18 protein-coding genes are annotated in these 21795 nt (G+C 63.2%); 6 read left to right on the plus strand and 12 right to left on the minus strand.

Annotated features, from left to right (window positions below; all coding sequences use genetic code 11):
- Positions 1-69: 69 nt before the first annotated feature.
- From BLW25_RS24015 to fliL, 5 genes are all read right to left on the minus strand, one after another.
- Positions 70-1476, minus strand: coding sequence for a hypothetical protein (locus BLW25_RS24015; RefSeq protein WP_143040519.1), 1407 nt, complete (start codon positions 1474-1476; stop codon positions 70-72).
- 833 nt (positions 1477-2309) lie between these two features.
- Entirely contained in the window at positions 2310-3179 is an 870-nt protein-coding gene (motA, locus tag BLW25_RS14545; RefSeq protein ID WP_092900220.1) for a flagellar motor stator protein MotA, read from the minus strand.
- Between the two features lie 91 nt (positions 3180-3270).
- Positions 3271-3834 carry a MotE family protein gene (locus BLW25_RS14550; RefSeq protein WP_092900222.1) on the minus strand — a complete coding sequence of 188 codons (564 nt, stop codon included), beginning with the start codon at positions 3832-3834 and terminating at the stop codon, positions 3271-3273.
- A complete protein-coding gene (locus BLW25_RS14555) occupies positions 3831-4238 on the minus strand; it encodes a DUF6468 domain-containing protein (protein WP_092900224.1) in 408 nt (135 codons plus the stop codon). The genes BLW25_RS14550 and BLW25_RS14555 overlap by 4 nt, the downstream gene beginning before the upstream one ends.
- Before the next feature lie 9 nt (positions 4239-4247).
- A complete protein-coding gene (gene fliL, locus BLW25_RS14560) occupies positions 4248-4739 on the minus strand; it encodes a flagellar basal body-associated FliL family protein (RefSeq protein ID WP_092900226.1) in 492 nt (163 codons plus the stop codon).
- Between the two features lie 113 nt (positions 4740-4852).
- Here fliL and fliF point away from each other — a divergent pair, with 113 nt between their 5' ends.
- The 5 genes from fliF to speB all read left to right on the plus strand — a co-directional run bounded on the left by fliF (position 4853) and on the right by speB (position 9079).
- Complete coding sequence (gene fliF, locus BLW25_RS14565; protein WP_092900228.1) at positions 4853-6445, plus strand: flagellar basal-body MS-ring/collar protein FliF; 1593 nt, start codon at positions 4853-4855, stop codon at positions 6443-6445.
- Entirely contained in the window at positions 6445-7038 is a 594-nt protein-coding gene (locus BLW25_RS14570; protein ID WP_092900230.1) for a FliH/SctL family protein, read from the plus strand. Before fliF ends, BLW25_RS14570 begins: the two co-directional genes overlap by 1 nt.
- The gene (locus BLW25_RS14575) at positions 7031-7300 is read left to right on the plus strand and encodes a FliM/FliN family flagellar motor switch protein (RefSeq protein WP_092900232.1); all 270 of its coding nucleotides are present in this window, start codon (positions 7031-7033) and stop codon (positions 7298-7300) included. The genes BLW25_RS14570 and BLW25_RS14575 overlap by 8 nt, the downstream gene beginning before the upstream one ends.
- A gap of 38 nt (positions 7301-7338) precedes the next feature.
- Positions 7339-8052 (plus strand): flagellar type III secretion system pore protein FliP, encoded by a 714-nt coding sequence (gene fliP / locus BLW25_RS14580; RefSeq protein ID WP_394328448.1) that lies wholly within the window; start codon positions 7339-7341, stop codon positions 8050-8052.
- 64 nt (positions 8053-8116) lie between these two features.
- Positions 8117-9079 (plus strand): agmatinase, encoded by a 963-nt coding sequence (gene speB, locus BLW25_RS14585; protein WP_092900254.1) that lies wholly within the window; start codon positions 8117-8119, stop codon positions 9077-9079.
- A gap of 54 nt (positions 9080-9133) precedes the next feature.
- On the opposite strand, the gene BLW25_RS14590 is transcribed toward speB, so the two are convergent.
- The 4 genes from BLW25_RS14590 to BLW25_RS24020 are packed head-to-tail and all read right to left on the minus strand — an operon-like array spanning position 9134 to position 17472.
- Positions 9134-10312, minus strand: a complete 1179-nt coding sequence (locus BLW25_RS14590) for a beta-barrel domain-containing protein (protein WP_092900255.1) — start codon at positions 10310-10312, stop codon at positions 9134-9136.
- Positions 10309-12537, minus strand: coding sequence for an ATP-binding cassette domain-containing protein (locus BLW25_RS14595; protein WP_253188472.1), 2229 nt, complete (start codon positions 12535-12537; stop codon positions 10309-10311). The genes BLW25_RS14590 and BLW25_RS14595 overlap by 4 nt, the downstream gene beginning before the upstream one ends.
- Positions 12534-13883 carry a TolC family protein gene (locus tag BLW25_RS14600; RefSeq protein ID WP_171909563.1) on the minus strand — a complete coding sequence of 450 codons (1350 nt, stop codon included), beginning with the start codon at positions 13881-13883 and terminating at the stop codon, positions 12534-12536. The genes BLW25_RS14595 and BLW25_RS14600 overlap by 4 nt, the downstream gene beginning before the upstream one ends.
- Positions 13884-13917: 34 nt before the next feature.
- Complete coding sequence (locus tag BLW25_RS24020) at positions 13918-17472, minus strand: Ig-like domain-containing protein (RefSeq protein WP_171909564.1); 3555 nt, start codon at positions 17470-17472, stop codon at positions 13918-13920.
- Between the two features lie 550 nt (positions 17473-18022).
- On the opposite strand from BLW25_RS24020, the gene BLW25_RS14610 reads away from it, so the two are divergent.
- On the plus strand, positions 18023-18334 hold the full coding sequence (locus BLW25_RS14610) for a hypothetical protein (protein ID WP_092900259.1): 312 nt from the start codon (positions 18023-18025) through the stop codon (positions 18332-18334).
- Between the two features lie 15 nt (positions 18335-18349).
- On the opposite strand, the gene BLW25_RS14615 is transcribed toward BLW25_RS14610, so the two are convergent.
- The 3 genes from BLW25_RS14615 to BLW25_RS14625 are packed head-to-tail and all read right to left on the minus strand — an operon-like array spanning position 18350 to position 21793.
- Positions 18350-19513: an alpha-hydroxy acid oxidase gene (locus BLW25_RS14615; protein ID WP_092900261.1), complete on the minus strand. Its 1164-nt coding sequence runs from the start codon at positions 19511-19513 to the stop codon at positions 18350-18352.
- A 1-nt stretch (position 19514) separates the two neighbouring features.
- Entirely contained in the window at positions 19515-20798 is a 1284-nt protein-coding gene (locus BLW25_RS14620; protein WP_092900263.1) for a hypothetical protein, read from the minus strand.
- Positions 20795-21793: a zinc-dependent alcohol dehydrogenase gene (locus BLW25_RS14625; RefSeq protein WP_092900272.1), complete on the minus strand. Its 999-nt coding sequence runs from the start codon at positions 21791-21793 to the stop codon at positions 20795-20797. Before BLW25_RS14625 ends, BLW25_RS14620 begins: the two co-directional genes overlap by 4 nt.
- Positions 21794-21795: the final 2 nt, after the last annotated feature.

Here is a 21795-nt window from a genome sequence, read left to right on the forward strand (position 1 = left end):
CACAGGAGCCGGATCATTTCCGGATGAAGGGTGCAATTCGACTATTGCGCATTGGTGGTTGCCAAAGGGTTACGGAAACTGCTCCGGAACAGCCTGCATCAGATCGACTATGGCTTCGCGTGCAGTCTCGCTTTCGCCTGCCAGTCTTGTGCCGCGCGCGAGAATCCCCTCGGAGGCTCCGACTGCCGGAGATGAGAGCAATATGGCCGCCGCCGGGCTGAGGCCCGCCGCATCCTGATCGGCAATGTAGCTCCAGTCGCCGGCCCAGAACTCCGCCCGCAGGGCTCTGCGCTTGTCGCCGCTTGCCAGAAAGATAGCAGCAGCAGCATTTGCGTTTCCCAGTTGTATCGCGGCCCGCGCCCGCAGAGCATCCGCTTCGGCACCGCCGAGGCCTGCAAGGATCCGAACCGTAAGCCGGGCATCGCGAATCGCAAGTGCGGCCTCAGCAGCCAGCACCCGGTCGGCCTCCGCCTCCAGGCTGCCGGCAGGCCCAAGCCAGTGCAGCGCTTCCTGAGCGAAGCCGAAACGCAGCAACCGTTGCGCAACCTGTCTGTTAACTTCTCTTTTTCCGCGAGGAGGAACAGAAACCTTCAGCGCCTCTGTCAACAATATCTCATCCGGCGCCGCGACCGAGGCGAGGTCCCACAGGTCTCCGTCGGTATCGGGGGCTTCCGGCAGGAGATCGAACGCAGCCCGAAAATTGCCTGTCATGGCAAGAGTAAGAACTTCGGCCCGCCGGATGCGTGAATAACTGTCTGTCCCTCGCAGCTCTGCTGTCAATGCAGCGAGCTGCGCCGCCAGATCCGGCGGAAGCAGGCGATCCCCCCGGAAAGCGGATTCCGCACGCAAAATTGCCGCCTCCGCAGCCGAAACTCCCGGATCGGAGAGCACTTCTTCCGCAATATCCGCGGCCGCGTCGGCATTGCCGGTTGCGAGTTCGATTCCGGCATCCATTAACCGGACCTGCTGACCAGTCGGCCCGGGCATGCGCAGAACAGCATCCCGCAATCGGCGTGCCGTGGTTTCGTCGCCTCCCGCCATGAAATAGCTGACCAGAGCAGGTGCGAGGTGGCGGCGCAGATCCTGAGAAAGTGCCGAGAAACTGCGGGTAACTGCGGCCGTATTCGGCGCAGTTGCACTTCGCTCGGATCCTTCTGTGGCAAGCGCAAGAATTGCCCACAGGGCCGCATAGGAATCGCAGCTTTCCATTCCCGAAAAGGCCCTGCGAGGCCCGGGTTCCAGATCCACGAGGTAGCTGAGATCGTAAAGTGCGGCCTGTTGAGCCGCCTCTTCCACCGGCAGCAGTGTGAGAATTTGTCTCGCCTCCGCACCGAAGCCGAGGGCAATATTAACCCGGGCCGCCTCGAGCACGTTTTCGACCACTGGCCGGTCGAACTCTGTCAGGAGGTTCGTCCGCAGATTGCTCAACGCGGCAAGCGGCGCCTGGTCCGGAAGCCATGCCGCAATATCGGTCATGCGTTCGGGAAGACAGGGTTTGCCGTCAGCCGTCAGATTTGGCCCCGGGGACCTGTCGGTTCCGGCGCGAATTCCCGGCATCTCGCCATTCGCAATCCGCACGCCGGGTGATTCGGCCAGGGGGGATTTCGCCGGTGCCGGCAATTCCGTGAGAGCGCCTGGCACGACGACCCCTTCGACTATGCCAAGACTGATCTGCCGCAAGAGCGCATCGCGCAATGGAGTCAGCAGAAAACGCATGTCATCGCTGGCTTCTTCATCGCTGATTGAAGGCTCTGATGGCAGACCGAAACCCGCAATTTCAAGCCAGTTGTAGAAGGGCTTCTGCGCCACGCCTGACGCCGGAGACGCTTTCGGCGGTTTGATAACCGGCGCGGCATTAATCGGGGCTGCCGGGTCTTGCGACGGCTGATTTCCTCCGGCGGGGTCAACTGCCTCAAAGGGGTGCTCGAATTCAGATCCGGGGGGCGCGGGTCCGTTTCTGACATCTATCGCAATGACGCCCGGCCTGACCTCGAAAGCGATTGCGTGGCAGGTGCAGCCGATATCGATCCGAAGCGCCCCGGAGGCCTTGTCCTGCGAAAGAGACCGGATGCGGGATTTCGGGATTTTATCGAAGGCTTTGCTCAGATCATAACCGTCAGGCTGATCTTCAGCCCTGAAGGCGTAGTCCCCCTCCTCCTTGCCAAGTTTCCAATGGCCGAGCGACGGGGCTTCGATCACAATCCGCGTAAATTCATCATGTTCGCCACCACGAATCCTGGCAATTTCAGCCTGAGAAGCAGATGGCAGCAGGATAGCGAGGACCACAGCCGCACTCCGGAACGCGTGCATCATGCTGCCTCTTGCTTAAGAGCACGCAGCGCTTCTTCAAGATCGCCAAATTCCGGACGCATGTGATGCGGCGTGTTCTGGCGTCCGACCTCGATACAGATATTCGCCGGATGGCGATGCAGGTTCGCGATCAGAACCTCACGTATCAGATTGTAGAAGTGGCCATCTTCCTCGATCACCGACCGGACACGCGCGGCGAAGGGCCCCATGAGCCCATAGGCAAGGAACACGCCGAGAAAGGTGCCCACCAATGCGCCACCGATCATTTTGCCAAGTATTTCGGGCGGCTGATCAATCGAGGACATCGTCTTGATAACCCCAAGAACCGCAGCAACAATCCCAAGCGCAGGCAGGCCATCAGCCATGTTCTGCATCGCATGACTGGAATGCAGTGCATGGGTCATCTGCACGTCCATGCGTTTGTCGAGAACTTCCTCCACCTGATGGGGGTCATCGTAGTTCATCGAGGCCGCACGCAACGTGTCACAGATAAGATCAACGGCGTCGTGATCCGCCTGAATGCGGGGATATTTGCCAAAGATCGTCGAAGCACCGGGATTCTCTACATGTTCCTCCAGGGCGACGGGGTTCGCCCTGGCCAGCCGCACCAGCTCGAACAACAGGCAGAGCAGATCGCGGTAATCTTCCGGCTTCCAGCTGGGGCCTTTGAAGACCTTGCCAATGTCCCGCATGGCCTGTTTCACGCCGGACATTCCATTCGATATCAGGAAGGCCCCGACGGCCGCACCACCAATCATCGCCAGCTCGAACGGCAGGGCTTTCAGAATGATCCCGAGTTTACCGCCAGCCGCAGCATAGCCGCCGAAGACCATGATAAAGATCACTGCAATGCCGATCAGACCGATCATGGGAAATATTCCTGCCTTGGTTCACGCCAGCCTGGAGGGAAGGCGTTAAAAAAACGCCAGGCTTGCCGCCCGTCAGCCAGACAACCCACAGCTATTCGCGCGGCGCAGCCGCATTCCTGCCCGCGAGAATGGCACTGACCGCATAGGCTTTGTCCGGCGCCATGCCGGTCAGGATCGCCGCTGCGGCATCGGGGCGCATCCGCCCCAGAAACCCGGCGGCAAATTGCGACTCCATCGCCGTGAAAAGAAGGGCTGCATCTTTTGGCTTCATCGATTCGTAGACGGTGGTCAGCCGCGCAAGATCCGCCTCTGCCGCACCATCCGCGAGCGCGAGGGTCGCACGCAGTTCCGTCTCGGCCTGGCGAAGAGCTTCCATTCTGCCGTCGAGGACCTCACTCGCGAGATCCAGAGCCGCTGCGCGATCCGCCAGCGCAGCTTCCTGAGCGGTCACCCTGGCCTCCCGCGCCGAGAAGGCGGCGGCAAGCTCCTGTGGCAGCGGGCCGCAGTCTTCGGCAACCATGGCTTCCGGCACCGGATCGGCGCCCGCCGCCCAGGCAAGCGAAGATCCAAGGCCATCGCCAAACCTTACCGCCCCGGATGCCGCGAACAGAAAGGCGATCAGAACCAACGTACCGCGCCCGGTGCGCCGGTTCATTCGGCAGCTTCCATCACGCTGCCGCGTCGACGCACCAGCCGCACACGACGCAGATCCTCTCTATCCTCTGGTGTCCTGGCCATGGCATATGGCTGCAACGCTAGGCTGCCAGGCGAAGCCGCCGGGATATCATGCATCGCGGCCACCATAAGCTCGAGCCTGGTCGAGAGATCCTCCGCGCGGCTGGTCAGGACTGCAAGACGCTGGCCGGACTGACCAGCCACCTGCTGCGCCTTTTCCAGCGCGCGCGTCATTTCATCAACCTGGCCCGAGAGCACGGCAATCGCCCCCCCCATCCCGGTTTCCAGCGCAGTAAAGCGCCGCAGGCGGCCCGCCAGAACATAGCAGTAAACTGCTGCGCCCAGGGTCGCGGCCAGCAGCAGAATATCGGCGATCAAGGTCATTTAAGCCCCTCAGTTCATGACAAATTCGGTGATCAGAAGATCGCGCACCCTGCCTTCGCCGGTGACAATCTGGATACGGCGCAGCATTTGCGCCCGAAGCCGCGTCATCGCGCCAGGATCATCAAAACCAGCAGGATCGACGGCGCGCAGATAGCTGTTCAGGACATCAAGCACGCGCGGCATCAGCAATGTGACCTCGGCCGCATGGGGCTTTGCCACCTCGATCTGGGCCGCGAATCGCAAATGCCGCCCGGGCGCCCCGGGGGGCAGCGAAATCAGGATCTGATCCACCGGAACATAGGCGATATCCGAGAGCCCCTGCACCTGCGACCCGGCCAGAGCATCGTGCCCCGCGCCCAGCAACAGGCCCGATTTCATGACATAGAAACCCGCGCCACCCGCGCCGGCCGCCAATAAAAGGCCAATCAGCAGCGGCAGCTTCGTGCGCTTTTTTTCGCCCCCCTCCGCGGCAGCCTCTTCAGGAATTGCAGTATCCGACACGCGAGCCTCCGTTTCGTCTTGAGAACGAAGATAGATCGAAGGACACTAACCGATTGTTAATCCAGACCCTTCATTTCTGGTCCCGTCAGGAAAGAATTCCGGCGGAGAGAAAAGTGCAGAACGTGATCTCGATCTGGAACGGGCTGGAATTGCGGCGCAAGCTCATCCTTGCGGGCGCGACAATCGCAGTATTTCTTGCGGTTCTGGCCCTTTCACGCCTCTCGGGCGGCGGGCCATCGGTTCTGCTTTACGCCGGGCTGGATGGGCGGGCGGCGGGCGAAGTGGTCACAGCGCTGGACCAGCGCGGCGTCCCTTACGAGGTGCGGGGCGATTCGATCTGGGTCGATTCCGCCAGTCGCGACTCGCTGCGGATGTCGCTGGCCGGAGAGGGGCTGCCCACGGCCGGCGGCGCCGGATATGAATTGCTGGATACGCTTTCGGGCTTCGGCACCACCGCGCAGATGTTCGATGCCGCCTATTGGCGGGCAAAAGAAGGCGAACTCGCCCGAACAATCCTGGCGGTTCCGGATGTGCGGGCAGCGCGGGTCCATATATCTCAGGGTCCGTCAGACCCATTCCGGCGCGCGGCAACGCCAACGGCAAGCGTCACGGTGACAACCGCCTCGGGGCGCATATCGGATGATCAGGCGCGGTCCCTGAAACATCTGGTCGCTTCGGCGGTCAGCGGGATGACGCCGGCTGATGTCCAGGTGATCGACACCACCGGCGGGCTGGTGTCGCCCGCCGAAGACGGGACCAGCGGTTCCGCCAGTGATCGCGCGAAAGAGATCCGCCAAAGCGTCGAGAGGCTGCTTGCCGCCCGGGTCGGCCCCGGGAAAGCCGTCGTCGAGGTCTCGCTGGACCTGCAGACCGAGCGTGAACAGATCACGGAAAGGCGGTTCGATCCGGAGGGTCGGGTCGCCATTTCAACCGATACCGAAGAAAAAAGCAGTCAGAACAGCGCACCTGGCGGAGATGTCACCGTCGCGTCCAACCTGCCCGAAGGGGATACGGGCCCTGGTGCCGCTGGCCAGTCGCAGACGAATGAGACCCGTGAAAGGGTGAATTACGAGATCTCCGAGACGCAGCGTGAAGTGTTGCGCGGCCCGGGTGGCATTCGCCGGATGACGGTGGCTGTACTGATCGACGGCCAGATCGTGACCGCAGCCGACGGGACCCAAAGCTGGGTCCCCCGCAGTGAAAGCGAACTCTCTGCGCTCCATGATCTGGTGACTGCGGCTGCGGGAATCGACACGGCACGCGGCGACAGCCTGACGCTTAAATCTCTTGAATTTCAGCCTCTTGTGACCGAGGGCGCCGAGGCTTCCTCTGGTTTCCTCGCGCGTTTTGGCCCGCTGGATACAATGTCCCTGATCCAGGTTGCCGCGCTTACCATCGTGGCCCTGATCCTCATGCTTTTCGTGCTGCGTCCGATCCTCGCCTCCGGCCGCGCAGCGGCGTTGCCGGCCCCGCCTTTGCCGCTGCAATTGCCCGGGATGGATCTCGCCGGCGCCGCTGACGCACCACTGAACGGGGAAATAGACAATGGATTCAGCCTGCCAGACCTTCCGATGGTGGATTTCAGCGGCTCTGACGTCTTGCAGGAAGACCCGGTGGAGCGGCTGCAGCGGCTGATCCGCGAACGTCAGGCGGAATCGATCGAGATCCTGCGCGGCTGGCTTGGTCCGGATGAGGAGCGAACCTGATGCCCCTGCCGCAGCTTGAGGTCTTCGAAGCCGGGCGCAGTACGGGGCGGGACATGGTCGTCACCGACACGGCTTCGGTCGAAGAAAACCGTGCCGCAGCCTGGGAGCAGGGATACCGCGCCGGCTGGGACGATTCAGAGGCCGCCCATTTGCAGAATGGTGACCGTGTCAGGGCCGAGCTGGAGCGCAACCTCATGACACTTGCCTTCACCTGGCAAGAGGCACGGGCACATATCCTCGGCGCGATGGAGCCGCTGCTGCAAGAGATCGTCAACCGGCTGCTGCCGGATCTGGCACGCGAGACGCTCGGCCCGATCCTCGTCGGGCACCTGATGCCAATGGTGGCTGAAACTGCCGGACAACCGGCAAATCTGATCCTTCACCCGGCCGCCCGCGCACAGGTCGAGGCGCTTCTTTCGCGCAGGCCCGGCCTGCTTTTCGAGATTTCCGAAGATCCGGGCCTCGGCGAGACCCAGGTCTTCCTCCGCCTCGGAGCGAGAGAAGTCAGCATCAATCTGAACCGTGTCACCGAGAGCATTATCAGATCCGTTCAGGACTTTTTCACCCTGTCGCAGGAGACCCCCGATGGATGAACCCGCAAGTTCCAGCCCCTTTGCCCAGGTCCCGATCGAGATCACCATTTCGGTGGGCCGCGCCCGCCCCAGGGTGCAGGAGCTGCTGCGCCTGGGCAAGGATACCGTCCTGCCACTGGATCGCCGCGTGGATGATCCGGTCGAGCTTTATGTCGGTGACCGGCTGATCGCACGGGGCGAGCTGACCGAGCTGGAAGGCGACAAGGCCGGGCAGCTTGCCGTCCGCCTGACAGAGGTCGCCAATCTAAAGAGCGGATTGTGAGCGCATTTTTCCCAGTCCCTGCCCGGAAATGCGTGGCCCTGATCACAGCCGTGCTGGTGGTTTGCCTGCTCTCGGCCCCGCCGGTGCTGGCGCAGGCGATCACCCTGGATCTGGGCGGCGAAGAAACTCTGGCCTCGCGTTCGGTGCAGCTTTTGCTGATGATCACCGTGTTGTCGGTCCTGCCGGGCCTGGCAATCATGGTGACCTGCTTTCCCTTCATCGTGACGGTGCTGTCGATCCTGCGCCAGGGCCTCGGGCTTCAGCAGGCCCCGCCCAATATGCTGATCATCACGCTTGCAATGTTCCTGACCTGGTTCGTGATGGATCCGGTCTTTACCGAGGCCTGGGCGCGCGGCATCGGCCCCTTCACGCGCAATGAAATCGACCTTCCCACCGCCTTTGCCGGGGCCTCGGCCCCCTTCCGTCACTTCATGGCGGCGCGGATGGACCCGGACACATTCGCCCGCCTCGACGCATTGCGCCCGCGCGCGCCTACCGCGATCACCGAAGCGCCGCTTTCGGTCCTGGTTCCCTCGTTCCTGCTGTCGGAAATCCAGCGCGCTTTTGAGATCGGCTTCCTGATCTTCCTGCCCTTCCTGATCATCGATCTCGTGGTAGCGGCGATCCTGATGTCGATGGGGATGATGATGGTGCCACCGGCCGTGGTCTCGCTGCCCTTCAAACTGGCCTTCTTCGTGGTGGCGGATGGCTGGAGCCTGCTCGCCGCCGCCCTTGTCCGAAGTTACACATAATGAAAGCAGCCCTTGCCTGGCCGACGCAGCTGTGGCCTCTTCCCGGAAAACAAGGAGGTCAGAGATGACGTTCAACCAACCGCTCGGCGGCAATGAAATGCCGCGCTTCGGCGGGCCCGTCACCTTTATGCGTTTGCCCGCAGCGCCATCCGCCGAGGGGCTGGATGTCGCATTTTGCGGCATTCCGATGGATATCGGCACATCGAACCGGCCCGGCACAAGGCTGGGGCCAAGGCAGATCCGCGATGAAAGCCGGATGCTCAGGCCCTTTAACATGGCAACCGGCGCCGCACCCTTTGACCATCTGCAATGCGCCGATATCGGGGATGTGCCGATCAACACCTTTGATCTGAAGAAATCCGTCGGTATTATCGAGGCGCATTACGATCAGATCCTCGCCGCCGGTGCGCTGCCGCTGACGATGGGGGGCGATCACACGCTGACCTGGCCGATCCTGCGCGCGATCCGCAAGAAACACGGGGCCGTGGCGCTGATCCATGTCGATGCCCATGCCGATATCAACGACACGATGTTCGGCGAAAAGGTCGCGCATGGCTGCCCGTTCCGCCGCGCGTTTGAGGATGGCTGTCTGCAAAATGACAAGGTCTTCCAGATCGGGCTGCGCGGCACCGGCTATAGTCCCGACGATTTCGACTGGGGCCGTAAGAATGGCTGGACGGTGATCCAGGCCGAGGAATGCTGGCACAAATCGCTGAAACCGCTGATGGCAGAGATCCGGGCGCAGATCGGCGATACGCCGGTTTACCTGTCCTACGACATCGACAGCCTCGACCCCGCTTTCGCGCCAGGCACCGGCACGGTAGAGCCGGGCGGGCTCACGATCTGGCAGGGGCTGGAGATCGTGCGCGGCTGCGCCGGGCTGAACCTCGTCGGCGGTGATCTGGTCGAGGTCTCGCCACCCTATGACCCCTCCGGCAATACCGCGCTGATCGGGGCGAACCTGCTTTACGAGATGCTCTGCGTGCTGCCCGGCGTGCCGCAAAACCCACCAAAAGCGCTGCGTTAGAGACGAAAAAGCCCGCGCCGGATCAGGGCGCGGGCCAGTCACATTGCCGGGTCCTCAGCGCTCGCGCAGGGCCTCGTTGGATTTGTAAAGCGGCTTCAGCAGATAGGTCATCACCGTCTTCGCTCCGGTTTCCAGCTCGACACTGGCCTGCATCCCGGGGCGGATCTCGAGATCTTTCTGCCGCTCGGTCAGCTGCGCCATATCGACTTTCAGCGTCACGATATAATGCGGGTCACCATCTGCCGATCGTGACCGTTCGTCGATGAAAGTGTCGGCCGAGACAAAGGTGACCTCGCCCTTCAGCGAGCCATAGATCGTGTAATCATAGGCCGAGAGCTTGATCACCGCCGTCTGCCCCTCGCGCACCGAGGCGATGTCGCGCGGTTTTACCTTTGCATCGATATACAGTTCTTCATCCAGCGGGATGATCTGCAGGATCTCTTCACCCGGGCGCACAACACCACCAATAGTGGTGATACCGATTTTGTTCACAACACCTCGCATGGGCGAAACCAGAGTGGTGCGACCCAGCTGATCCTGCGCCACTTTCAGCTTCTGCTCCAGCGTCGCCACTTCGGCCAGGGTATCGGCATATTCCCGGGCGCGTTCCAGTTCCGTCTTGGTCACGGTGTCAGACAGCTGGTTCTCGGCATCGCGATGCGCCTTCTTGGCCCGCGTCACCTCGATGGCGGGCGCGACCTCCTGGGCCAGCATCCGTTCCATGATATCCAGTTCGCGTTTCGCCTGTTCAAGGATCGCCTCGGCACCTTCCTTGCGGGCGGTGAAATCATCGATCCGCGCCTTCAGCAGCGAGGTTTCCGAGGCCAGAATATCGGGCACCCGCGCCGCGAGGCCTTCGGGCACGGTAAAGGTGATCTCACCGCGCATCTCGGCCTCGATCCGGGCGCGGCGGATCGACAGACCCGCCAGCTGATCGGTGTAATCATCCACCGCCGCGTGATATTGCGTCGATTGCAACCGGCCAAGCACGTCGCCCGGTTCGACCACATCGCCTTCGGCAACGTTCAGCTCGGCCAGAATGCCGCCTTCGAGGTTCTGGATGATCTGCGGCCGCGACGAAGACACGACCGTCCCCTCGGCGCTGACAATCTCGTCCAGCCAGGCAAAGGCCGACCAGATGACAAAGACCGCGATCACCGCCCCGATGGCCCAGATCACCATTGACGGGCTTTTCGAACGGCTCTCGAATTCGTCAGACCAAACCGCCGTCATGCGCCCGCTCCTGCCAGTTTCACGCCCTGGGCTTTCGCCAGATGCGCCAGCACCGCTTCTTTCGGCCCGTCCACCGCCAGCTTGCCGTTTTGCAGGATCAGCGTGCGTTCGGTCAGTTGCAGGATCGGCACACGATGGGTTGCGACCACCGCCGTGCGGCCCTTGAGCCAGCCGCCCAGCCGGCTGACCAGCGTGGTTTCCAGCGTCTGATCCAGCGCGGCGGTCGGCTCGTCCAGCAGCACGATCTGCGGATCCTGGAGCCAGAGCCGCGCCCAGCCGATCGACTGGCGTTGCCCCACCGAAAGCCCCTCGCCCAGCTCGCGGACCTCAAGATCCAGGCCGCGCGGATGGTTGCGGACAAACGGCCCGAGACCTGCGAAATCCAGCGCCTGCAGCAGCCGGTCGTCATCGCGTTCCAGCTGGTTCATGTTGAGATTGTCGCGGATGGTGCCCTGGATCAGCCGCACCTCCTGGCCCAGATAGCCGATGCCGCGGCGCAGGTCGCGCGGATGGATCTGGTTCAGGTCGATCCCATCCACCAGCACCCGCCCCTTGCCCGGCTCATAAAGCCCGGCCAAAAGCCGCAATAGCGTCGATTTCCCCGAGCCGTTCGAGCCCAGAACCGCGACATGCTGCCCCTGTGGGATGGCAACACCGTTGATTTCCACCACCGGCGCGCTTTGCTCGTCATAGCGGAATTCAAGGTTCCTGAGTTCAAAACTGCCGGCCATACGGTCGCGGCGCAGATAGCGGCGGCCCTCTTCTTCGGCCTGACGCGAATCTGCGACCTGTTCCAGCGCTTTCAGCGAGATTTTCACCTGGCTCCAGCGTGCCATCATGGTCGAGATCTGCGACAGCGGGCCAAGGGTGCGGCCGGTCAGGATACCGGTCGCGATGATGGTGCCGACGGTGAACTGGCCGGAAAAGACCAGGTAGGTGCCGGCGATCACGGTCGCGACATAGGTGATCTGCTGCACCGCCTGCGACCAGGTGGACAGAAAGGTCGTCAGCTTGCGCTGTTCGGCGCTTTGCACCGCGTTGACGGCCACCAGCTCTGACCAGATCCGGTTGACCCGGTCTTCTCCGCGCTGCGTGGTCAGGGTTTCATGCTCGAACACCGCCTCGTAAAGCAGTTTCGCCTGCTTGATCGATGCGCCTTGGGTCTCGCCGGCCAGCCGCACCATCTTTTTGCGCATCAGGAAACCAGGCAGCACCATAATGATGCCCCCGATGACCACCAGCCAGACCAGGTTGCCGGCAATGGTCGCGATCAGCGCGAGGAAAAGCAGCAGGAAGGGCAGATCGGCCATCGTGCCGACCGTGGCCGAGGTGAAGAACTCGCGCACCGAACCGAATTCCCGCATCGCGGCAAAGACTTCCGACGGTTTACGCTCTCCGGGGCCCATTTTCATGCCCAGGAGCTTTTTCATCAGCCGCTTTTGCACGGCGATTTCGACCTTGCGGCCGGTATTGTCCATCAAAAGCGCCCGGGCGATTTTCAGCGTCGCCTCAAGGCAGACCGCCAGCAATACACCGATCCCCAGCACCCAGAGTGTCGGCTGCGACTGATAGGGGATCACACGGTCATAGATCTGCATCGAGAACAGCGAGATCGCGACGGCGAGAATATTGGCCACCAGCGAGGCGGCCGAAACTTCGCCAAAGGGGCGGCGGAAATGGCGGAACTCGCCCCAGAACCAATGCGGCCTGGCCTTGACCTCGATATGGCGGGCTTCCAGCTCGCTCAGCGGTGCGCGCGCCTGCAGGATTCGGCCTGCATAGAGACTGTTCAGATCGGAAAGAAGCAGTTCAGCGCGGTTGTCATGCGCGGTCTTGTCATAGATCGTGGCGCCTTCGCCATCGACCCCCAGCACCAGCACGACCTGGCCATTGGTGGTCTCGGCCAGCGCAGGATAGCCATCGGGTGGCAGCTGGACCGAACGCAGGATGCGGGTCGAAAGACCGCCCTGCGTCAGGGCCTGGCCCATCTCATCGAGCCCCGGCGCCGCGCCCGAGGCATCGGCGGCGCTCTGGATCCGCTCCAGCAGATCGGGCACCGAAAGTTCGGACCCGATCAGCCCGGCATAGACCGAGGCCAGCGTGGCGCGGTTCTTTGCCCGGTTGGTAAAGCGCTGGCTTGCCGGTCTGGCGGCGATGACCGGGCGGGCGCCCGCTGCCACCTGACCCGCATTCATTTCGAAAGCGATCACCCGATTATCGGTCACATTGCGCCTCCATCCACCAGAACTCCGCGCATCAGCGCGATATCCAGCCGCGCGAGCGCGATCTGGTATTTCAGCGAAGCATGATCCCGCTTCATCGAGGTCAGGGTCTCGAACTGGCCGGTCAGCTCGATCAGGCTGCGGCGGCCGGCCTTATACTGTTCGGTATAAAGACCCATATTGCCCTCCATCTGGGCGATCACCTGGCCATCGGCCTGCTCGCGCAGCGCCAGCATGTTGATCTCCTGGGTCAGCGAGACGATCTTGCGATTTGCCTCGCGGTCGGCCTCGTCAACCTTGCGCCGCGTCACTTCGACCGCTTCGTCCAGCGAGGCCAGATTGTCGGCACGACCAAAGCCGAGAATGTCACCGCTCAACGACAACCCGCCATCAATGCCGCCATCCTTGCCGACCGAAGCCCCTGCCCCGATCCCCGCGAGCAGCCCGGATTTCGCAACGGCGACCTCGGCCAGGGTGCGCGCGGCTTCGCCTTTGGCATAGACCACGGTCAAAGGTTCAGGCGTGCCATTGTCCGGCGGCAGCGAGGTCAGCCCCCGCTCGGCCTCCATCGATTGACCGGCAATGACCGCAAGCTCGGCCCAGGCGCTTTTCTCGCCCTGCCGGTAAGACATCAGCGTCGCCTCGATCTCGGCGCGGCGCTGGCTGACAAGCCGGTATTCCGACCCGTCCGACAGCCCGCCGCTGACGCGGATCTTCGTGATGCGTTCGAACTCCGTCATCTGCGTCAGGGCGCCATCAGTGATCTGTGCAAGATCGGCGGCGCGCTGTGCCTCGATATACAGTTTCAGCCCGTCATAGACCCTTTTGTTCAGGTCCTGGACAAGGCCAATCGCTGCCATCTCGACATCGGCCGCCGCGAAATCCCGTTCGGCCTGGCGTCGGCCGCGGTCAAAGATCGCGGTATCCAGAACAAGGCTGGCCGCAATCGACGACAGCGAGCTGAGGCTGACATCCGGCCCCAGTTTCGGCAGCCAGTTCTTCGATCTCGCCCGCGCGGTCAGGCGTTTGACGCGCAACTGGGATTCAGCCGAGGCCTGGCTGCTTTTCAGGACCGCAGCCCCGACCCGGCCAAAGCTGCTGTTGGCGGGCAGGATCGACTGTCTGAGCTTCAGCTGGTCGATCTTTTCCGACACAACCTCGCCCTTCCTGTCGAGATGGGCAGCGGTTTCTCCGGCGGCTGCCGGATCGCCCGGCGATGCAGAGGACCTGGTTGCCTGGGGGCCGCCAAAGCAGCCCGCAAGCGCCAGGATCAGAGCGCCGGATATGAGGGGGGCAGCGGCAGAGCGAAATCGCTCTGCCTGGCCTGCCTTGCTGGTGCGGGCTTCCATTTCCGGTTCTCCGGGTGGTTTCCGGGATGTCGGATCAGAAGAAGGTGGTGTTGATATCCTGATCCACCAGGACGGTCCCACCATCCATCGCATAGACGTTGTAGTGCTGGCCATCGATCTCGCGGACGTCCACCGGGGTGGTGTTGGTCAGCTGCAGCCTGACCTGATCCAGGCTGTCGCCGCGGATCACCAGCTCGTTGTCGCCTCCGGTCAGCGCGTGCAGATCGGAATTGGTCAGCGTCAGGCGGGCCTGCGGTGCCACATTGAGGTCGATGGTCGAGAAATCGAAGCCGGCAAGCCCGATCCGGCTGAGATCCACATTCACACTGCCGCGGTTGTCGACGATGAAGAGAGTAGAGCTTTCATTGCCAGCCGCATCGGTGTTTTGCAGCACCAGGTAGCTGCCATCGCTGACACCCTGATCAAGGCTGTAATGATCAGCGGTCACCCGGCTGCCACCGACATTGAGCCGAACGTTTTCGTTCAGCTCAAAAGTCAGCGCGTTTGCCCCACCGGTGCTGTCGACCCTGAAGATCGAGACATGTTCGCCATCGGTGGTGGTGTAAAGCTCGGTCATCACATTGGTATTGACCGCCTTGCCGAAGGCCAGCACGCCAAGGGCTTCCGGTGCCTCGGTGTCCACGATCACGTTGCGGACTAGGTCGGCGGTATTGCCGGCGCGGTCGGTCGCGGTGACGGTCGCAGTCATCGACACCCCGTCACCAACCGGCAGATAGCTTGCCGGGATCGTGACAGACCAGTTGCCGCTGGCATCTGACGCGGTGCGCAGGACCTGACCGTTCGAGAGAACAATCTCGATCTGCGAGAAAGCCTCTGCCGTGCCGCCGAAGGGCACGCCGTTCAGGCGTTCATGGGCGTTGATGTAACCGTCGCCGCTGATCAGGGTATCCGCCCCGAAATTGGTCACGACGCGGTCGATCACGATGGTCTCGGTCGGCAGGGTCGCCGTATTGCCATAACGGTCAACCGCAACTGCGACGACATTGACAGTGGTCTCGCCGGGCGGGATCACGCCGGGCGGGATGATCACGGTCCAGGTGCTGCCGGTGACGGTTGCGGCATAGGGGCCGTTTGCGCCAAAGCTGACCTGAACCTGCGAACCCGCCTCGACGCTGCCGGTGATGGTCAGGCCAGAGGCCGCCTCGGCATTGTTGAGCACATTGTCGGCCCCGGTCGAGTTGCCGGTGATGGCGAAAGGATTGACCAGGGTATCGATGGTCACCAGATGGCTCGCGGTTGCCACATTGCCGGCCACATCGGTCGAAATGACGGTTGCGGTTTGCGCCAGGCCGTTGCCGGTCGGGATCTCGGCGGCGGTAAAGGTCGCCGACCAGGTGCCCGTCGCGCCGACCGTCACGGTACGGGTGCCCGAACCGAACTGAACCACCACGGTTGCGCCTGCTTCGGCGGTGCCGGTTAGGCTGACGCCGGCGCCACGCTCGGCCGCCGAAACCACGTTATCGCCGGCCTGGATCGCATCAAATGCCACCGAAGTGCCAAGGTCGATCGAGATCACGCGGCTGTCGGTCGCGGTATTGCCGTAAACATCGGTCGCGGTGACAGTTGCAGTCGTGGCGGTCAGCACAGCGCTGCCCGAGACCGCCGGGAAGATCACCGACCAGGTGCCATTCGCGGCGACCGTCGCCGGAAGGGTCGAGCCCTGCCACGAGACCGAGACCACCGAGCCGGGCTCTGCGGTGCCGGTCAGCACCACATTGCGCGATTCCGAGGCGTTGACGATATTGTCGCCCGCCACGGTGCCGCTGAAGGCAACCGAAGCCTGGGTGTCGACGCGGAAGGTATGGGTCTCGCTGCTGCCATTGCCGGCGGCATCGGTCGAGGTCGCGGTGACGGTCGCGTTATACTCGCCGCCCGGCAGGGTGCCGGCGGGAATATTCAGCGTCCAGGTGCCATCCGCCTGGGTGGTCACGGTCTGGGTATAGCTGGTCGCGCCGGCCTGAACCGTCACCACCAGCACAGCGCCGGCAACCGAAGTCCCGGTCACAGCGAAGCCGAGGGTGTTTTCGCCATTATTGACCACATTGTCGCGGGTCACAGCGTCGAAATCGATCGGGTTCGGCACCGTATCCACCACGAGCCGGTCGGTGATCACCGTGGTATTGCCCAGCGGATCGCGGGCGGTCACGGTGATGTCGGTGGTATATTCGCCGGTACGGATCTCGGTGGTGGTGAACACCACCGACCAGGTTCCGTCATCCGCAATCACGGTGGAATGGCTGTGGCCTTCGATCACAACCGTCACCGAGGCGCCGGGCTCACCCGTGCCGCCGATGCGCACGCCGTCGGTATAATCGGCTGCGTTTTCAACATGGCCGACCGATTCCGATCCTTGCGTGATGTCCACATCCGGCGGAGTCAGATCGAGGATGAAATCCGGGCCCGGCAGCGTGGTGGTCACGCCATCGGTCTGATCGAAGACGACCACGGCCTCATAATTGCCATCGGCCGGCAGGTTGGTTTCCGGAAAAGTGACATGCCAGGTGCCGTCTGGCCCGATCACGGTCGTTTCGGTGACAGTGCCGATGGTGACGGTCACAGTATCGCCCGGCTCACCCGTACCGGAGACGTCGAGCTCCTTGTCGGGCGTATCGATGATGACCGTGGTGGAGTCTTTCGGATCGACGGTCGGCGGGCGGCGCTCGGGGTCAACCGGGCCGGTGGGGCCAGTCGGATCGACAGGGCCAGTTGGGCCGGTCGGATCAACGGGGCCAGTGGGGCCAGTCGGATCAACGGGGCCAGTGGGGCCGGTCGGATCAACAGGGCCAGTGGGGCCGGTCGGATCGACAGGGCCAGTGGGGCCGGTCGGATCAACGGGGCCAGTGGGGCCAGTCGGATCAACGGGGCCAGTGGGGCCGGTCGGATCAACAGGGCCAGTGGGGCCGGTCGGATCAACGGGGCCAGTGGGGCCGGTCGGATCAACGGGGCCAGTGGGGCCGGTCGGATCAACGGGGCCAGTGGGGCCGGTCGGATCAACGGGGCCGGTGGGGCCAGTCGGATCAACAGGGCCGGTCGGGCCTGCAGTGCCACCACCGCCACCTGCTACGGCCAGGCCGGCGAGACCGAGGCCCGCAGCCCCGGCACCAAGCCCACCCAGACCCACGAGGCCCGGCGCAAACATGGCCATGCCAGCCGGCTCATCCACCGCACCGCCGGCAAGAGCGACATCATCGCCCTCCGAGAAACGCAGCGCATCGAGATTGGAGTATTTGTCCCAGCCCTCAACCGGACCGTAGCTGGCGTAAAGCCCGCCATCAGCGGCATTCGAAAGCTGAACCGCGATCACCTCGCCATTTTGCGAGAGATATAGCTGGTTGGCGGTGCCTGCGGTGAAATACCCGTCAAGCACAACCGTGCGGCCATCGATCAGTGTCAGAACAAGACTATCGCCCTGGCGCGCATAACCGGCGACGCTCTGCCGGGAAAGATTCAGCGAAACCGCGTCGCCCGAACCCATCTGGATGAAATTGTTTCCTGCATCACCCGCAATCGCACCGCGAGAGGTGCCGCCCGCAGAATCGCGGACGACGAATTCAATCGCCTTAACCATTTTAATACTCCGCCTCATACCGCCAGGCTCTTTGGCCTGTACGTGTTTTATTGACGCACTTCCGGCGTCTATTGCCGATCTCAATACCCGGGTTTCACTTTCATTTCCAGTAGGTATCAGGCGTCCTTCACATGCCTGGCCGCAATTTTTCCCAACTTTCGCCCCAAAGTGGGTCTTTTCGGCAACCCTCAGATCCGGCCTTTCAACCCCTGGAAGAACGCGAAATATGCCTTCGCGCGCCAACTGTTGTGTTCCTGGTCGCCCGGGCTACCAGCCGCTGTTACCCGCTGCCTCATTCACGCCCCATTCAGGCCACAATCTCAAAGACCCCGGCACGGAGGGTGAAAATATCTTTGCCGGCTCAGGAATCTGTTGACGGCACTGTGAGGCCTATGCGGCGTCCCCGCATTGCGGGACAGGCCGCGTCATGACAGTCTGATGACAGGTTGCGCCACTTTCGGTGCCGCTTTCATGGTGGCCTTTCGGGCAAATGCCAGAAGGCCGCGCTCTGGCCCGACCGGTTGAATGTAGTGTGAAGCGAGGTGGTTCAATGACCCTGATCCCAACCAGAACCGCAATTATCAGCCTGCTTGGCGCCAGTGCCATCGGCGCCGCCGGTTGCGTGGAAAACCAGGCCGCAAAGCCCGCCGCCCCTCCGGCAGTCGCTGCGGCGGCACCTGCCGCGCCTGCCGCGCGCCCGCTGGATGCGGCCGGTCAGGCCCGGGTTGCCGCACGCCTGAAGGAGCTGGAGCCGGAATTCTGGACACGGCGCTCGAAAGACGGTGAAGCCGCCGCGAATGCCTGGTTGCAGCAAAAGGCAGTCGACATCGGCCGCGAAGAGGCGCGACGCGGCGCGGGCTGATCAGGTTTTGCTGATTTAGCCGCCGGTAATATAATCGCCCGCTGGCGCCGCCTTCAGCTGATCGACGGAATTCAGCCCCATCAATTGCAGCGTGATGCCGATTTCTGCGGCCAGCAGCGAAAACAGGCGCCCGGTGCCCCAGGCGCCCTCGGCCGCGACCGCCCAGGCAAAGGGCCGTCCCATCATCACCGCATCGGCGCCCAGAGCCAGCGCCTTCACCACATCGCTGCCACGCCGGAAGCCGCTGTCCACCAGAAGCTCGCATCCCGGGCCAAGCGCGGCACGCATCGCGGCGACCTGGGAAATCGTCGCATGGCCGTGATCCAGCTGTCGTCCGCCATGGTTCGACAGAACCACACCATCGACCCCGCTTTGCCGCGCGATCTCGCCATCGCGCGGATCAGAAACCCCCTTGATCACCAGCCGGCCCGGCCAGAGATCTCGCAGGGCTTTTACCTTGTCCCAGGTCAGGTGCTTGTCGAGCCGCGACGACAGGGCCGAGGCCTGGGCCAGCGCGCCGCGCCCGAATTCGGGCCTTCCCTCGACCAGTTCCACCCCCGGAAAACCGTTGCGCAACAGGTCCAGCGACCAGCGCGGGCGTTTCGCGAATTGCCAGGCCAGACCCGGCGTGATGTGTTTCACCGCGCGAAAGCCATTGCGATTATCGCGCTCGCGCACCGAGGTGATGGCGGTGTCGACGGTCAGGAAGATCGTCTCCACCCCCGCCTCTCGGCAGGCGGCAAGATAGCTTTCATTCACCGCCGGATCGCGGTCGAGATAAAGCTGAAACGCCAGGTTATCGCCCAGCTGAGGCGCAAGGCTGGCGATCCCTTTGATCGAAAAGGTCGAAAGCCCGAACGGCACCCCCGCCGCTTTTGCCGCGAGCCCGACCAGCAGATCTCCGTCGCGGCGATAAAGCCCGAGAAAACCGATCGGCCCCGGAAAAAAGGGCAAGGACCAGCGCCGGCCGAGATAGGTCGCGCTCAGATCAGGCTGCGGCGCGAGATCCTGCAGCACCCGCTGCGACAGGGCATAGCGGTCAAAGCCCATCCGGTTGCGGGCCAGCGTGGTTTCCGAAAAGGCACCGCCCTCGATGTAATCGGCAAAGATCTTCGGCAGGCGGCGGCAGGCGGCGCGGCGGAAATCATCGACATTCTGGTAGCGACGGTCGCGCGACATGTTACGGCTCCGGACGGATGGAATCGAAGAACCGCACCATCCGGTCCTCGCCTGCAAGGGGCCTCGCGCCGCAAAGGATCGCCTGAGACAGCCCGATGGCCGAGCTTTGCGGGTTATGCCGCCCGGCACCGGCGCGCAGGTTCATCACCAAAGTCGGGCACAGAAACAGCGCGAGCCGCAAGACCTCCTCCCAATCCGCGGGCAGCATGTCTTGCTCTGCCAGATGCGCGAGCCAGGGCTTCCAGAAGCTTTCGGCCTTTACCGCCAGCAACGCGTCGCGCAAAACGCCCGGCGCCCAGTCACTGTCGATATAAAGGCAGCCATCCGCCAGCCGCGCCGTAACCTGCCAGCGCCCCGGAACCATATCGCTGTCATAGAGCCAGAGCGGATGGGCGAGGATATTGTGGAAGATCGATTTCACCTCGGCCAGCAGCGCGGGCACATGTTCCCCGGCGAAAGCCGGGTCGAAAAACGCCAGATGATCGGCAGTCTCGCCGCGCTCATACCAGACATTGGCGTTATGGGCGTCACCATGCGCCACGATGCCGCCTGCATCCGCCAGCCGCGCGGGCGCAAGCCGGGCAAGCGCCGCGTCGAACAGCCCGGCAAGGGGGCGGTCATATTCAACCCCATTGATCACCGGACGGGCCAGCGCGATCTCATCCCAGGAGGCATTCTGGCCGGCAAGGTCAAAGACCTGGCCGATATAGAAAGAGGCCAGCCGCCCGCCGGGGTATTGGCCGGTCGCAGGGTCGATCAGGCGTTCGGAAAACAGACGGTGGATCGGTTCGGCGGCGGATTGATCCGGCGTGATCTCATGCAGGCTGGCCTTTGCCACCGCCAGCAGATGGTCATTCAGCGCGCGTTCTGCCGCCAGCGCACGGGCCATCGCAGGCGCATCGGGTACAAGGTCCAGCGCGCGCAGCACATCTGAAAAACGCGGGTCACTGCGGCGCCGATAGACGAGAATCTGCTCGCCCGGCAGGGTCGAAGACAGGATCGGCTGGTCCACCGGCAGACCGGCGCGGGCGAGAATATCGGCGCGGTAATATTCGCCGCGCATATCCTCCTCCCCCTCTTCCTGATGGAACTTAAAGAAACATTCGCCCCTTTCGCAGGTGAAGAACCCGTTCAGCGAATTCAGCGAATACTGGTCGTGATTGATCCGGACATCGCTGGCCGTGATCGCAAAAGTCTCATCCAGAAAAGCCGCGAGCATCGCTTCGGCACGGCCAGGATCGGTGGCGGCAGTGGCGCGGATTTCGGCAGTGCGCGACAGCGTCATGGCTGCATCTCCGGCAGAATAATCGTCTTGGCGCCCATCACTTCACCCGCAAGATGGCGCGCATAGGCAGCGGGAACCGCGTCGAGCGGGATTTCTGCATCGATCAGCTGTTCCAGCTGCGGGCCGATAAGGTCGATCAGCGCCACGGCCTCGGGCAATTCATCCCCGAAAGCATGACAGCCGGACAGCCGGATCTCGCGTTCCACCAGCAGCGTCGGGTTCAGGCTGAGCGGGCGCGCACCGATCCCCACCAGCGCAATCGCCCCGCCGCCGCGCAGGGAGCGGATCAGATGGTCGATCACCTCGGGGCTGCCGGTCGCGTCAATCGCATAGCGAGGGGGGGTCGGGCCGAGGTCGTCAAGCTGCACGACCTTGCCACCGAAAGCCGCCGCTGCACGCGTGGCGCGGATCTGGTTGCGATCAACGATGCTGACCGGGTGGCCTTTATGCGCCAGGACAAGCGCCGAAAGTGCGCCGATGGCACCGGCGCCCGTCACGAGAACCGGCGCGCCGGCAGGTGCGTTCAGAAGTCGCGCGGCATGGAGCGCCACGGCCAGAGGCTCGGCCATCGCAAGCAGGCGCGGCGGCAGACCGGCGGGTGCTTTTACCACGTTTTTGGCCGGAATAGTGACGTATTCCGCGAAGCCGCCATCGATCACCTCGCCCAGAAATCCAAGGTCTTCGCAGATCTGGCTGAGGCCCTCCAGGCAGTTGCCACAGCTGCCGCAGCTCACGCGGCTGTCCACCGCGACGGTATCGCCTTGGGCAACATGATGCACCCCTGCCCCGACCGCCGTAACCATGCCGGCAAATTCATGCCCCACAACCGAAGGGCTGCGCCAGATCCAGGCCCCGGTCGCGAAATTATGCAGGTCTGATCCGCAGATCCCCGCTGCCGTTACCCTGAGCGTCACCTCTGCCGGGCCGGGAGGCTCCGGCAGAGCGATGTCTTCGACCCGCAGATCCTTTACGCCATAAAGCCGAACGGCGCGCATAT

This window comes from Rhodobacter sp. 24-YEA-8, from assembly GCF_900105075.1.
Classification (GTDB): Bacteria; Pseudomonadota; Alphaproteobacteria; order Rhodobacterales; family Rhodobacteraceae; genus Pseudogemmobacter.